The organism is Aureisphaera sp. (genome assembly GCF_059726885.1).
Map to the genome: position 1 here is coordinate 3,459,751 of NZ_AP041051.1, position 13,158 is coordinate 3,472,908.

12 protein-coding genes and 2 rRNA genes are annotated in these 13,158 nt (G+C 42.3%); 7 read left to right on the forward strand and 7 right to left on the reverse strand.

Features of this window, described 5'->3' with window-relative positions; genetic code table 11:
• Nucleotides 1–44: 44 nt before the first annotated feature.
• Entirely contained in the window at nt 45–431 is a 387-nt protein-coding gene (locus AC6JAD_RS15605) for a DUF6768 family protein (protein ID WP_461303284.1), read from the reverse strand.
• Complete coding sequence (locus AC6JAD_RS15610) at nt 421–981, reverse strand: RNA polymerase sigma factor (protein WP_461303285.1); 561 nt, start codon at nt 979–981, stop codon at nt 421–423. Before AC6JAD_RS15610 ends, AC6JAD_RS15605 begins: the two co-directional genes overlap by 11 nt.
• A 195-nt stretch (nt 982–1,176) precedes the next feature.
• On the opposite strand from AC6JAD_RS15610, the gene rlmD reads away from it, so the two are divergent.
• The 3 genes from rlmD to AC6JAD_RS15625 are packed head-to-tail and all read left to right on the forward strand — an operon-like array spanning nt 1,177 to nt 3,751.
• Nucleotides 1,177–2,589, forward strand: coding sequence for a 23S rRNA (uracil(1939)-C(5))-methyltransferase RlmD (rlmD, locus tag AC6JAD_RS15615; RefSeq protein ID WP_461303298.1), 1,413 nt, complete (start codon nt 1,177–1,179; stop codon nt 2,587–2,589).
• A gap of 3 nt (nt 2,590–2,592) precedes the next feature.
• Nucleotides 2,593–3,081, forward strand: coding sequence for a DUF6452 family protein (locus AC6JAD_RS15620; protein WP_461303286.1), 489 nt, complete (start codon nt 2,593–2,595; stop codon nt 3,079–3,081).
• A complete protein-coding gene (locus AC6JAD_RS15625; RefSeq protein ID WP_461303287.1) occupies nt 3,047–3,751 on the forward strand; it encodes a DUF6048 family protein in 705 nt (234 codons plus the stop codon). The genes AC6JAD_RS15620 and AC6JAD_RS15625 overlap by 35 nt, the downstream gene beginning before the upstream one ends.
• Here the strand turns inward: AC6JAD_RS15625 and AC6JAD_RS15630 are convergent.
• Nucleotides 3,741–4,907 carry a THUMP domain-containing class I SAM-dependent RNA methyltransferase gene (locus AC6JAD_RS15630; protein WP_461303288.1) on the reverse strand — a complete coding sequence of 389 codons (1,167 nt, stop codon included), beginning with the start codon at nt 4,905–4,907 and terminating at the stop codon, nt 3,741–3,743. The genes AC6JAD_RS15625 and AC6JAD_RS15630 overlap by 11 nt on opposite strands.
• A 58-nt stretch (nt 4,908–4,965) precedes the next feature.
• On the opposite strand from AC6JAD_RS15630, the gene AC6JAD_RS15635 reads away from it, so the two are divergent.
• The 3 genes from AC6JAD_RS15635 to AC6JAD_RS15645 are packed head-to-tail and all read left to right on the forward strand — an operon-like array spanning nt 4,966 to nt 6,793.
• Nucleotides 4,966–5,700, forward strand: a complete 735-nt coding sequence (locus AC6JAD_RS15635) for a class I SAM-dependent methyltransferase (protein ID WP_461303289.1) — start codon at nt 4,966–4,968, stop codon at nt 5,698–5,700.
• On the forward strand, nt 5,700–6,368 hold the full coding sequence (locus AC6JAD_RS15640) for a ZIP family metal transporter (protein WP_461303290.1): 669 nt from the start codon (nt 5,700–5,702) through the stop codon (nt 6,366–6,368). Before AC6JAD_RS15635 ends, AC6JAD_RS15640 begins: the two co-directional genes overlap by 1 nt.
• Complete coding sequence (locus AC6JAD_RS15645; RefSeq protein ID WP_461303291.1) at nt 6,368–6,793, forward strand: DUF4268 domain-containing protein; 426 nt, start codon at nt 6,368–6,370, stop codon at nt 6,791–6,793. The genes AC6JAD_RS15640 and AC6JAD_RS15645 overlap by 1 nt, the downstream gene beginning before the upstream one ends.
• On the opposite strand, the gene trhA is transcribed toward AC6JAD_RS15645, so the two are convergent.
• Nucleotides 6,790–7,410 (reverse strand): PAQR family membrane homeostasis protein TrhA, encoded by a 621-nt coding sequence (gene trhA, locus AC6JAD_RS15650; RefSeq protein WP_461303292.1) that lies wholly within the window; start codon nt 7,408–7,410, stop codon nt 6,790–6,792. The genes AC6JAD_RS15645 and trhA overlap by 4 nt on opposite strands.
• A gap of 127 nt (nt 7,411–7,537) precedes the next feature.
• On the opposite strand from trhA, the gene AC6JAD_RS15655 reads away from it, so the two are divergent.
• Nucleotides 7,538–9,043 carry a sulfatase family protein gene (locus tag AC6JAD_RS15655; protein ID WP_461303293.1) on the forward strand — a complete coding sequence of 502 codons (1,506 nt, stop codon included), beginning with the start codon at nt 7,538–7,540 and terminating at the stop codon, nt 9,041–9,043.
• A gap of 9 nt (nt 9,044–9,052) precedes the next feature.
• Here the strand turns inward: AC6JAD_RS15655 and AC6JAD_RS15660 are convergent, their stop codons facing one another.
• The 3 genes from AC6JAD_RS15660 to AC6JAD_RS15670 form a co-directional block, all read right to left on the reverse strand.
• Complete coding sequence (locus tag AC6JAD_RS15660) at nt 9,053–9,889, reverse strand: formylglycine-generating enzyme family protein (RefSeq protein WP_461303294.1); 837 nt, start codon at nt 9,887–9,889, stop codon at nt 9,053–9,055.
• Between the two features lie 134 nt (nt 9,890–10,023).
• Nucleotides 10,024–10,130, reverse strand: a 5S ribosomal RNA gene (gene rrf, locus AC6JAD_RS15665).
• A gap of 138 nt (nt 10,131–10,268) precedes the next feature.
• A 23S ribosomal RNA gene (locus AC6JAD_RS15670) occupies nt 10,269–13,077 on the reverse strand.
• Nucleotides 13,078–13,158 lie beyond the last annotated feature (81 nt).

Genomic DNA, 13,158 nt, shown 5'->3' on the forward strand with positions numbered 1-13,158 from the left:
ATCCTTGGGCGCAAATTAATAAATTATAATTGCTTCAAAAAAGACTATGAGGACATTTTTCCCGCCAAGGATGATACCTGCAATTCAAGTCGTTTCAGTTCCCTAAGTATCGCGTTTTTATCCATCTGTAACCACATAAATATTTTTAACATTCCGATAACCATTAAGCAAAAGAATCCGCCCGAGGTCCATTTAACAATCTCTTTGGTTTCTATGGCTCCAAAAAACTGGATTAAGCAATAAATAAAACCCACAAAACTCGCTAGATGTACCAAATTTAGGAGAACCATAAACCAGCGGTTTCTGGTTACAAATAGTCCCCTAATCATTTCAAACACATTCTGTTCATCCAGTTCGTCATAGAACTTAGCTTCTTCCTCGGATAGGGTTTCTTTAATTAACTGATCGATTTCTTCCATATTATTCTTCATGATTTCTATGTTTTAATGTTTTTTTAAGTGCCTCTCTTGCCTTAAACAGCCTAGACTTTACCGTTCCCACCGGAACATCGAGGATTTCACCAATTTGCGTTAGGTTGAATCCATCTAAATAAAAAAGCTGCAGCGTTACTTTTTGATTATCGGGTAATCTATCGATTGCTTCCCGCAGTCCCTTCACCCTATCCCCAGCAACCAAAGAATCATCGCCATTAGTATTTGAATTAAGTGTATCATAGTGTGATTTTAAATGTTCCAAATTCCGTTTTTCCTTTCTAATCCTATCAATGGCGGTCCTCGTTACAATACGCAAAGACCAACTCCCAAAGCTTCTTTCTTCTTTTAATTGATGAATATTCTTTAGAATAACCCTCCAACTGTCCTGAGCTACATCTTTAGCCGTATCCTTATCTTTAGTAAACCCATAGGCATGTCGGCAAAACTTTCCGTGCCATCGCTTCACGAGCAACCCCATCGCTTTCGAACTCCCGCCCTTTACCTTTAGTACCAACAAGGCATCCATTATTTTATTGGTTGTGCTCATATAACTTCTACTTACTAGACGAACAATTTTCAGAAAGGTTCATTTTTCTCAATTGGATTATAAATCTACATCTATTTTAAGGTAAAGACTGAAGATTGGATATCTTCCCTTTAACAGGCTCGTTCCATAGAATTATGATTAATTAAGGACAATACATGACATTCTTTTATGGGAAATAGCCTTATTTTTGCCGACATGGCAAGAAAAAACAAACGGATCATTATTGAAGACATTGAGGTTATCGATGCCGGTGCCAAGGGGAAATCTGTGGCCAAAGCTCCAGACGGCCGTGTGGTCTTTCTAAATAATGCGGTACCCGGTGATATAGTAACGGTACAAACCCATAAAAAACGTAAATCCTATTATGAAGGAAGTGCAATTTCCTTTCAAAAGCTGTCGGAAAAACGTGTAGATCCAGTTTGTGATTATTTTGGCACCTGTGGGGGCTGCAAATGGCAGTCTATGGGATACGAGCATCAACTTTTCTACAAACAAAAGGAAGTTGAAAATAATTTGACGCGTTTAGGCGGTATAGAAATCCCCGACGTCTCCCCCATTCTCGGTTCAAAGGAAATCTATATGTATCGTAACAAAATGGAGTTTTCCTTTAGCGACAGTAAGTGGCTTACCCGTGAACAAATCGAGAGTGATGAAACTATTGAAAACAGAAATGCATTAGGATTCCATATCCCTGGAATGTGGGACAAGATCCTGAATATTGAAAACTGCCATTTACAAAAGGATCCCAGTAACGCAATTCGCAATTTTATTAAGAATAAATCCGAAGAGTTACAGATTCCTTTTTTTAATACAAGAAAGCAAGAAGGGATGCTGCGTACATTAATGATACGTACCTCGAGTACTGGGGAACTCATGGTGCTAATACAGTTTTTTGTTGAAAACGAAACATTACGGGTGTCACTCCTGGAGGCGGTTAAGGAACAATTCCCTGAAATTACCTCCTTGTTATACGTTATAAATGGTAAAGGGAATGATACAATTTATGATCAGGAAGTGATTTGTTATCACGGAAGGGATCATATTTATGAGGAAATGGAAGGTTTGAAATTTAAAATTAATGCAAAATCATTCTATCAGACCAATAGTGAGCAGGCGTACGAACTTTATAAGGTAACAAGGGATTTTGCCTCCCTTAGCGGCAATGAACTGGTCTATGACCTCTATACTGGTACGGGTACCATTGCGCAATTCGTTGCGAAAACTGCCAAAAAAGTAGTAGGCATAGAGGCGGTGCCAGATGCCATTGAAGCCGCCAAGGAAAATGCCCGCAATAATGGAATTGAAAATGTGGACTTTTTCGTAGGTGATATGAAAAACGTATTCAATCATCAATTTGTAAAAGACAATGGGCATCCCGATGTAGTGATTACAGATCCACCAAGGGATGGCATGCACAAAGACGTCGTAGCTCAATTGTTAGACCTGAATCCTGAAAAAATTGTTTATGTAAGTTGCAATAGCGCAACACAAGCAAGGGATCTAGCGTTAATGGACCATGCTTATGTGGTAACCAAAGTGCAGCCTGTGGATATGTTTCCACAAACACATCACGTAGAAAATGTTGTACTTTTGGAAAAGAGAGTCTAGTCTATGAAAAACAACTTTATTTGGTTCTTCTTAGCCTTCATTAGTATCATTTCGTGTACCAAGGATGATATTTGCGAAGAAGGCACTTCTACCACACCATCACTTGTTATTGAATTCAAGGATGCAAACGACAATACGCTTAGTAAAGCTGTGGAAAACCTTAAGGTGTTACTAACAGACACTGACAATACCGAGGTCTATAGTGGCACCTCTGACACGCTTATTTCCATCCCATTAAACACCCTGGCTTCTTTTACAGAATATCAATTAGTAGCTAATAGTACGGATGAAAACAACATGGATACCGATTTAATTACTTTCACTTACACGCGTGAAGATGTATATATTAACCGCGCTTGTGCATTCAAGGCAATTTTTAACGAATTGGGTGTTAATGTTGAAGGGGAAACGTCTAATTGGATACAATCATTTACTATACAAAAAAACACTGTTGAAGATGAAACCGAAGCACATCTTACTATTTTTCATTAGTCTGTGCTTTGGGGTTTTTACTTCAATAGCCCAAACCGCAGAGCCAGATAATGACTCCATACCCAAGAGGGTGGAAAAATATGGGCTTCGTGTAGGTGCCGACCTTTCCAAATTGGCCAGAACCGCATTAGAGGATGGGTACACCGGATTCGAGATAATGGGAGATGTCCGTTTTTACAAAAAGTTTTACGCAGCTGTCGAGATTGGGAATGAAACCCGGGATTGGGATGAGGAAAACCTTACTGCAACAGCCAAAGGAAGTTATATTAAACTGGGTGTAGATTACAATGCATACGACAATTGGTTGGGGATGGAAAATGCCATATTCGCAGGACTTCGCTATGGGTTTTCTACATTTTCCCAGGAACTAACCAGTTATGGTATATTTACGTCGGACCCTACTTTTCCTACGGAAATCGTGAACACCTCTCAAGAAACCACTGGATTGACCGCAAGTTGGGCGGAATTTATATTTGGGGTGAAAACAGAAATATTCAATAACCTATACCTTTCAATTAACCTTCAATTAAAACGAAGGATAAGCGAAACGACACCAGATAATTTTGACAACCTAATTATTCCTGGATTTAATAGAACGTATGACTCTAGTAAATTTGGTGTAGGATATGGGTATGGAATTTCCTATTTAATCCCTATAATTAAACGCTAGTTTGCTTTTTGGCTTTTTTACTGCCCTCATAAAGATCATACTTTACAAACTTGCTCTCTAACTTACCATTGTATAGTTTAATTTTCCTCGAAGGGCGTAATCCCACGTTTTTAAGTGCCTCCATATTCGATGTTATCATCCATGCCTGCGCACCTGGGTACCCTCTTTTTAATGTATTTCCAATTTCTCCGTAAAAATGGGATACATCATCTATCGAAAGTCGTTCGTCGTAAGGTGGGTTGAAAACTACATACATATAGCGATCGGTCTCTTTCCGGGTTTCAAAGAAGTCCCGGGTTTCAATTTCTATGAAATCATCCAAATTTGCACTTTTCACATTCCGCCGGGCCTTTTTCACAGAAAGAACATCTTTATCGTAACCGTAAACCTTAAAATGAAAATCCTTTATTTTCTTAAGGGCTGCACCTTCAATTAGTTCGTATAAATCAACATCGAAATCGGGCCATGTCTCAAAACCAAATTCATCCCGATTTAGGTTTGGTGGAATATTACAAGCGATCATGGCGGCTTCGGTTAAAATCGTCCCACTACCACACATAGGGTCTAAAAAGTCACATTGTCCATTCCATCCGGATAACATGATCATCCCTGCGGCCAATACCTCATTAATGGGAGCGAAGGTATTCTCCACTTTATATCCCCGTTTGTGAAGCGACTGACCTGAACTATCCAATGAAATGGTACAAATGTTTCGGTCTATATGTATATTTACACGTAAGGTAGGGTGATCTAGATCTACATCGGGTCGTTCGCCCGTCTTATCCCTAAATCGATCTACGATCGCATCTTTCGTCTTTAGGGAGATATACTTGGAATGTGTAAACTCTTTAGAAAATACAGTCGCATCGACCGCCAAACTCCCTTCAGCGTCCATATAGTTTTCCCATGGCATATCATAGACCCTTTTGTATAGGTCTTCTTCCGTAAACACATTGAAAGCATTAATAGGCTTCAATATCTTTATCGCGGTACGGCAGCACAAATTCGCTTTGTACATAAAACCTGTATCTCCTTCAAAAGTGACGCTTCGTACTCCCTTCTCCACATAAGATGCCCCTAGTTTGCGCAATTCCTCAGCCAATAAATCCTCTAAACCATAAAGGGTTTTGGCCAACATTTTAAAGTTTTTTCCCATAAAGCTTCGTGTTCAATGCTGCAAAAATAACCTATTTTAGCACCTCAAAATAATATGAATGCGAAAAGAGGCAGAACATAGGTGGTATTCATCTTGGTTCGATACACCATACTACCATATTCTCTATAAGGATAGGGATAAAAGAGAGGCCCAGCAATTCATGGATAAGCTTACTAAATTCCTCAAACTTCCGAATAATGCTGAAATACTGGACCTAGCCTGTGGCCGTGGCCGGCATTCAGTTTATTTGAATGAATTGGGATATCATGTGATCGGTGCCGATTTATCTTCTGAAAATATTAAGTACGCCAAACGTTTCGAAAATGAAACCTTAACTTTTAAGCAGCATGATATGTGCATGCCCTATCCGAAGAAATTCGATGCAGTGTTCAACTTATTTACGAGTTTTGGTTATTTCGATACCGAAGAGGACAATTTTAGGACTATTAATGCAATTAAATCTGAACTTAAGAAAGGTGGATACGGAGTTATCGACTTCCTAAACGTTGAGTTTGTTAGGGAGAATTTGGTGGCTAATGAAATTAAACATGTAGATGATATCACATTCCATATGGAAAAAGAAGTAAGTAAAGATCATATTATAAAACATATTACTTTTGACGTAGATGGACGAAGCCAAAAATTTACCGAAAAAGTACGTGCATTGTCCTTAAAGGATTTTATGGAGTATTTTAAAGAAGCTAAGGCCGAATTACTGTATAGTTTTGGTGATTACAACCTAACCCCGTTTCATCCCAATAGTTCTGAACGGTTAATACTAATTTTCAATTAATGGCTTATATACTACTCTTCCTTGCCGTCGTCATCGGATATGTGATTGCAGTTTTCTTCCATAAAAAAGGGATCAAGCAAATGCCCTTGGTTTTGGCATTTAGTGGAGCTTTCCTTTTATCTGTTACCTTGTTCGAACTTTTACCAGAAGTTTTTGAGAGCGGGAGCGACCATATAGGATTGTTTATTATGGTTGGGATTTTGCTTCAAATTGTTTTAGACTTTTTTTCCAAAGGGGCAGAACACGGCCATGTGCATATAGATAGTCAACAAACATCGTTTCCGTGGCTTTTATTTCTTAGTTTGTCCATTCATGCCTTACTGGAAGGTTTTCCTGTAGCCCATAATGAAAGTATGCTCATTGGTGTCCTTGTCCATAAAATTCCAATAGTAATTATTCTTTCCCTGTTTTTTCATAAAGCAAACTTCAAGGGTATTAACACCTTTATTTTTCTTTTTCTGTTTGCTTGTATGACGCCTTTGGGGAGTTGGTTTTCCCAAGAGATCGAAATGTTCAGAGAATATGCTGTATCCATAAATGCCGTGGCTATTGGGATCTTTCTACATGTATCTACCACGATTCTGTTTGAGAGCAGTAAGGATCATAAGTTCAATATGGCAAAGCTACTCTCTATTATTCTAGGCACGGTAATAGCCTATTTTATATAATGTTCAGTAAAGAAGAATCTAAAAGATTACGTCAGGATTTCTGGATTTCGTTTGGTAAGTCATTTCCACGAAAATGGATTCTCTATAACACCAAAGTAAAAGATCTGTCTTTTAAGTTTCATTTCGAAAGAAAGTACGCAAGGGTTTCTATTGATTTTGAACAAACTGATATGACCGAAAGGGAGAAGTTGTTTGAAAAGTTCATTTCATTGAAATCCATTCTTGAATCTTACATTCCCCAATTACAATTTGAACGATCCCTCCTTCTATCCAACGGAAAAGAGATTTCGTCCATTTACCTTCAACAGGACGGAGTTTCCATTCACAATAAAGATTCTTGGCAACAATCCATGTTGTTCTTAAAAGGTAATATGGAACAAATGGAGTTGTTTTGGGAAGACTATAAAGATTACATTAAGTCTTAAATTACATCCAATAAGATGAAAAAGAAATGAAATATGCTCCCAGCCAATACGAAAAGGTGCCATATGGTGTGGTTATAGGGAATTTTCTCAATGATGTAAAATACAATTCCCAAGGTATAGAAGGCGCCTCCAACTGCCAATAGAGTGATGCCAAGGGTTGAATGAGCTTCTAAAACAGCTGTCATGTCAAACAGAATGAGCCATCCCATTACTAGGTAAAGGAGTAGCGAAAGTTTTTCGAATCTCCCCGTAAAGAATATCTTTAGTATAGTACCTATAGCAGCAATACTCCAAACGGTCCAAAATAAAGACCAACCATTACCATCAATTAAGGAAATAAGGGCAACTGGCGTATACGTTCCAGCTATAAGTAAATATATGCTTATATGATCTAGCTTACGCAGTAAGGGCTTCCAGTTAGCTTTAGGTATCGCGTGGTACAAAGTCGATGCCAAGTACAACAGGATTAGGGAAACTCCATAAAAGAGTATTCCCATGGTGCTATAAGAAGAAGAATGATTGTCCTTCAATAATAGAATAACCAAACCCAGTATTGCGAGCAAAACCCCTAAACCATGGGTAATTGTATTCCAAAACTCCTCCCTCTTCGTATACATAAATAGAATTTGATGCAAATTTAATTCTTATATAACATTCAAAATTCAAGTTTTTAGACATTTATGACTTTTTTGTGAGGATAAATGGAAGCATCGAATCGTTCTATGCTATATATTTGATACTACAATGCGCTGCTTACTACCAATTATAGTTCTTTTGTCTTTTGCGGTTATAATTATTTCCTGTAGTGAATCGTTAACCTCGAATGACTCCATTTCGAATGAAGGTTCCAGACCCAATATTGTCTTTATTGAAGTAGACGACCTTACCGCAAAATATCTGGGTGCTTTTGGTGCCCAGCATCCAAAAACCCCAAATATAGATTCCTTGGCAGCCCATGGAGTGGTATTCGAAAATGCCGTAGTGCAAGGCACTATGTGCTCACCGTCTCGAAACTCGTTAATTACGGGTTTATATCCCAGAAATCTGGGCCTATTTCACAACTTAGACCGATCTAGCCTACCCCAGGGCATTTGGACATTTCCAAAAATATTGCAACAAGAGGGATACAGAACGTTTTGGGTGGGGAAAAATCATCTAATTCCCTACACCACATACGATCCTGAGACGAATGCGATTATATGGAGAAACAAGGCTTTACATGATGAAATGGGATTCGATGATGTCTACCAGTCTATGGGAAGATCGATGGTATTGAAAATCGCGAACGATGAAATAGAAAAATATGGCTCTTGGCAGATGGGCAGGGATTCATATGGAGATTTTTTAGAGGAAAAAGGGTTGTTTGATTGTTTTGTTCGGGAAGGAGAAGAAGCTCCAACTACATTGGATCCCGATACTGAAGTTATGGACGGACATTTTACTTCTATCGCTATAGAGAAAATGAATACCTATAAAGATGAGGATCCATTTTTTATGTGGATTAATTTTTCAGGGCCACACTTGCCCTTTAATGTTCCTTCCGAATATACTCGGAAAATCGGGTTCAGGCATGTGCCAGAAGTAATTTCCCCAAGTTGCGAAGCTTTTGAAGTACCCAAGGAATTACAACCAAGCCTCGTACCAAAATGGGTGTCCGATATGCGTGGTTATCGGAGAAGGTATATGGGGGCATTGGCCTATATGGACGATCAGGTCGGAAGAATAGTAAACTTCATTAGAAATTCAGAGTTTGGTGATAATACCATGATCGTATTTTTTTCCGACCATGGTATAATGACGGGGGATCATGGATTAACAGGAAAATCTACATTGTACAAAGAGGTACTTAATCCAGCCCTTATCGTTAATTATCCGAAAGAATATAAAGCGGGGCGTGTTGAAACAACCGTAGAATTGATCGATTTGGGAAAAACGGTTTTGGATATTGGCAATGCCAGTGAAGAAATCCTGAACGGAGTCCCTAATGGCAACAGTTTAGTGCCCCTTTTAGAGCGTGAAGGACAGTTTATGGGAAATGGCATTGGCATTAGTGAAATACAGGGTATCCAATCTGCTTTTAATGGTGAATTCAAATATATTAATCACCCAGAAACCCCGATTTTATTCAATTTGATAAATGATCCAAATGAAACGGTAAATGTGATAACACAACATCCAGAGATTGCCAATCATTTAAACGAAGCCATTGAGCAATGGAAAGTAAGTTCGGGGCCTATTCTATATGAATAGTTTTGATTTTTACAAATCCATTACGCACCTAAATCCCACATGCATTAAAGAAGTTTCCGGTGTAGAACTACTTTTCCCATATACAGTGTAGCCATGACATACCTTGGTGTCACAAAGAAAAGAACCGCCCTTTTGTATTTTTTCTTTTAACGCATCGGGTTTTGAAAGGTCCTTCCAATCACTGCACCATTCCCATACATTCCCGGCCATATCTTCTAATCCTAAAGGGGATTTGCCAAATGCTCCTACTGGTGAAGTATTCTGATAGCCATCATCGATAGAGTTGTATAATGGAAATACTCCTTGCCAAACATTGGCAAGGTATATATCGTTCTTTTTATTTTCATTCGTACCCCATGGGTACATGGCATCAACGATCTGTCCTGCGTTTCTGGCTGCGAATTCCCACTCCAGTTCGGTAGGTAATCTTTTTCCTTTCCAATTGGCATAGGCTTTGGCATCATACCACGAAACCTGGGTCACTGGATGACTATCTATTGCTTTGGGGAAATCTTGCCCTTGCGGAAACTCCCAATTTGCACCAGTAACCAAGCCCCACTTTCCTGTTTTGTAATTGAAAACGCCAGCATCGCCAAACTCATCAGCACTCGTTACATAGCCAGTTGCTTCAATAAACATTCGAAATTCTTGAACCGTAACCGGATGAATATCCATATAAAAGCTTGAAATCTGAGCTTTACTTGAATTGTAGTCCATAGTTCCTTGAGGAACCAGCACCATGCTGTGATCCTTCTCCACTTCATTATGATCAGGCTTCCGTAAGAAAACCAAAAACATGATTCCAAGCAATATCCCTAAAAATAGTAACGCTTTGTAAATTTTCATGGAAACGCAATACTTGATACACCCAAGATACTACTATTTTGATGGAGTTGCCCCTTTGAATACGTAGATCGGGGATTACTCTTTGGAGGTTATGGTATAAAAAAAGGCCCCATCCTTTTGGAAGGGGCCCTGTAAGAAGGCGGCGACCTACTTTCCCGCATTGCAGTATCATCGGCGCAAACGGGCTTAACTTCTCTGTTCGGAAAGGTAAGAGGTGAGCCCCGTCGCTATAACCACCTTGGTCTTGGGTCCGCCTGCCCGCTGGGGGCGGCCGACCGCCGCGCTGTGCACGGCAAATATCTTAACATAGAGGGAAAAGGGGCACGCAACCGTACCTCGATCAAAAAGAGTGTGCCCGCCCCCCGAAGGGGGCGTGCGCGTACATAAGCTTACGGGTTATTAGTACCGCTCGGCTGTGACGTTACCGCCTTTACACCTGCGGCCTATCAACGTGGTAGTCTCCCACGGCCCTTTAAAGAAATCTCATCTTGTGGTGGGTTTCGCGCTTATATGCTTTCAGCGCTTATCCCTTCCGAACGTAGCTACCCTGCGGTGCCGCTGGCGCGACAACAGGTACACTAGAGGTTCGTCCAACCCGGTCCTCTCGTACTAGAGTCAGATCCACTCAAATTTCTAACGCCCACTGTAGATAGAGACCGAACTGTCTCACGACGTTCTGAACCCAGCTCGCGTGCCACTTTAATGGGCGAACAGCCCAACCCTTGGGACCTTCTCCAGCCCCAGGATGTGACGAGCCGACATCGAGGTGCCAAACCCCCCCGTCGATGTGAGCTCTTGGGGGAGATCAGCCTGTTATCCCCGGAGTACCTTTTATCCTTTGAGCGATGGCCCTTCCATGCGGAACCACCGGATCACTATGCTCTACTTTCGTACCTGATCGACTTGTAGGTCTCTCAGTCAAGCCCCCTTATGCCATTGCACTCTACACACGATTGCCAACCGTGTTGAGGGGACCTTTAGAAGCCTCCGTTACTCTTTTGGAGGCGACCACCCCAGTCAAACTACCCACCAAGCACTGTCCCCCGTTAGGGGTTAGGCTCCGAACAAACAAAGGGTGGTATTTCAACAATGGCTCCACGACGCCTGGCGACGCCGCTTCAAAGCCTCCCACCTATCCTACACATTGCTTGTCCAAAGTCAATACTAAGCTATAGTAAAGGTTCACGGGGTCTTTTCGTCCCACAGCGGGTACGCGGCATCTTCACCGCGACTACAATTTCACCGAGCTCATGGCTGAGACAGTGTCCAGATCGTTACACCATTCGTGCAGGTCGGAACTTACCCGACAAGGAATTTCGCTACCTTAGGACCGTTATAGTTACGGCCGCCGTTTACCGGGGCTTCAATTCAATGCTTCGCCGAAGCTGACATCTCCTCTTAACCTTCCGGCACCGGGCAGGTGTCAGGCCCTATACGTCATCTTTCGATTTAGCAGAGCCCTGTGTTTTTGATAAACAGTCGCCTGGACCTCTTCACTGCGGCCCATCCTGAGATGGGCGACCCTTCTCCCGAAGTTACGGGTCGATTTTGCCTAGTTCCTTAGCCATGAATCTCTCGAGCACCTTAGAATTCTCATCCCAACCACCTGTGTCGGTTTGGGGTACGGGCTGCCTCGCTCGCTTTTCTTGGAACCCCCTTCGCTGCATTATCACCGCGGCCGTAGCCTTAGTGTACTATCGCTTGCGCTTCAACGCACTATTCCGTCAGTGCGCAGCAACTCCAGGGATCCGTCGCTTTCGTCGCGGGCAGGTACGGGAATATTAACCCGTTGTCCATCCACTACCCCTTTCGGGTTCGCGTTAGGTCCCGACTAACCCCCGGCTGATTAGCATAGCCGGGGAAACCTTGGTCTTTCGGTGAGGGGGTTTCTCGCCCCCTTTATCGTTACTTATGCCTACATTTTCTTTTCCAGCCGTTCCAGCACACCTCACGGTGAACCTTCAGCACAACTGGAATGCTCCCCTACCGCCCTTGCGGGCCCATAGCTTCGGTAGTATGCTTATGCCCGATTATTATCCATGCCGGACCGCTCGACTAGTGAGCTGTTACGCACTCTTTAAATGAATGGCTGCTTCCAAGCCAACATCCTAGCTGTCTGGGCAGTCCAACCTCGTTTATTCAACTTAGCATACATTTGGGGACCTTAGCTGATGGTCTGGGTTCTTTCCCTCTCGGACATGGACCTTAGCACCCATGCCCTCACTGCAATGAAACATTTTATAGCATTCGGAGTTTGTCAAGAATTGGTAGGCGGTGAAGCCCCCGCATCCAATCAGTAGCTCTACCTCTATAAAACTATCATTACGCTGCACCTAAATGCATTTCGGGGAGTACGAGCTATTTCCGAGTTTGATTGGCCTTTCACCCCTACCCACAGGTCATCCCAAGACTTTTCAACGTCAACGGGTTCGGGCCTCCACTGAGTGTTACCACAGCTTCACCCTGCCCATGGGTAGATCACACGGTTTCGCGTCTACTACTGCTAACTAAAGCGCCCTGTTCAGACTCGCTTTCGCTACGGATCCGCACCTGAAGTGCTTAACCTCGCTAACAACAGTAACTCGTAGGCTCATTATGCAAAAGGCACGCCGTCACCACAAAGTGGCTCCGACCGCTTGTAAGCGTATGGTTTCAGGTTCTATTTCACTCCCCTGTTCGGGGTTCTTTTCACCTTTCCCTCACGGTACTGGTTCACTATCGGTCTCTCAGGAGTATTTAGCCTTGGCGGATGGTCCCGCCGGATTCATACAGGGTTTCACGTGCCCCGCACTACTCAGGATACCGCTATCCATAACTGTCCTTGCCTGTACCGGGCTATCACCGTCTACGGCCCCTCTTTCCAAAGGGTTCCAGTTCGTAAAGCATGGAATATTGCGGTCCTACAACCCCGGCCGTGCCGTAACACAACCGGTTTGGGCTAATTCGCGTTCGCTCGCCGCTACTGACGAAATCACTATTGTTTTCTCTTCCTCCGGGTACTTAGATGTTTCAGTTCCCCGGGTTCGCCCCCTTTCGGGTACCATGCCTTCAGCATGGTGGGTTGCCCCATTCGGAAATCCACGGATCAGTTCGTATGTGCCGATCCCCGTGGCTTATCGCAGCTTATCACGTCCTTCATCGCCTCTGAGAGCCTAGGCATCCCCCATACGCCCTTAGTTTGCTTATTGTACTTTTTGCTCTTTCAATGAGTTTTGATTCAATTTATTATTGCGCACAGTGCATAAAGCACTGCGCTCGTATCTCTTTTC

Coding starts and splice junctions, on each gene's coding strand:
- AC6JAD_RS15610 (WP_461303285.1), bottom strand. CDS start 981: ATGAGCACAACCAATAAAATAATGGATGCCTTGTTGGTACTAAAGGTA.
- AC6JAD_RS15660 (WP_461303294.1), bottom strand. CDS start 9,889: ATGAAAATTTACAAAGCGTTACTATTTTTAGGGATATTGCTTGGAATC.
- AC6JAD_RS15640 (WP_461303290.1), top strand. CDS start 5,700: ATGGCTTATATACTACTCTTCCTTGCCGTCGTCATCGGATATGTGATT.
- AC6JAD_RS15655 (WP_461303293.1), top strand. CDS start 7,538: ATGCGCTGCTTACTACCAATTATAGTTCTTTTGTCTTTTGCGGTTATA.
- trhA (WP_461303292.1), bottom strand. CDS start 7,410: ATGTATACGAAGAGGGAGGAGTTTTGGAATACAATTACCCATGGTTTA.
- rlmD (WP_461303298.1), top strand. CDS start 1,177: ATGGCAAGAAAAAACAAACGGATCATTATTGAAGACATTGAGGTTATC.
- AC6JAD_RS15620 (WP_461303286.1), top strand. CDS start 2,593: ATGAAAAACAACTTTATTTGGTTCTTCTTAGCCTTCATTAGTATCATT.
- AC6JAD_RS15625 (WP_461303287.1), top strand. CDS start 3,047: ATGAAACCGAAGCACATCTTACTATTTTTCATTAGTCTGTGCTTTGGG.
- AC6JAD_RS15635 (WP_461303289.1), top strand. CDS start 4,966: ATGCGAAAAGAGGCAGAACATAGGTGGTATTCATCTTGGTTCGATACA.
- AC6JAD_RS15605 (WP_461303284.1), bottom strand. CDS start 431: ATGAAGAATAATATGGAAGAAATCGATCAGTTAATTAAAGAAACCCTA.
- AC6JAD_RS15630 (WP_461303288.1), bottom strand. CDS start 4,907: ATGGGAAAAAACTTTAAAATGTTGGCCAAAACCCTTTATGGTTTAGAG.
- AC6JAD_RS15645 (WP_461303291.1), top strand. CDS start 6,368: ATGTTCAGTAAAGAAGAATCTAAAAGATTACGTCAGGATTTCTGGATT.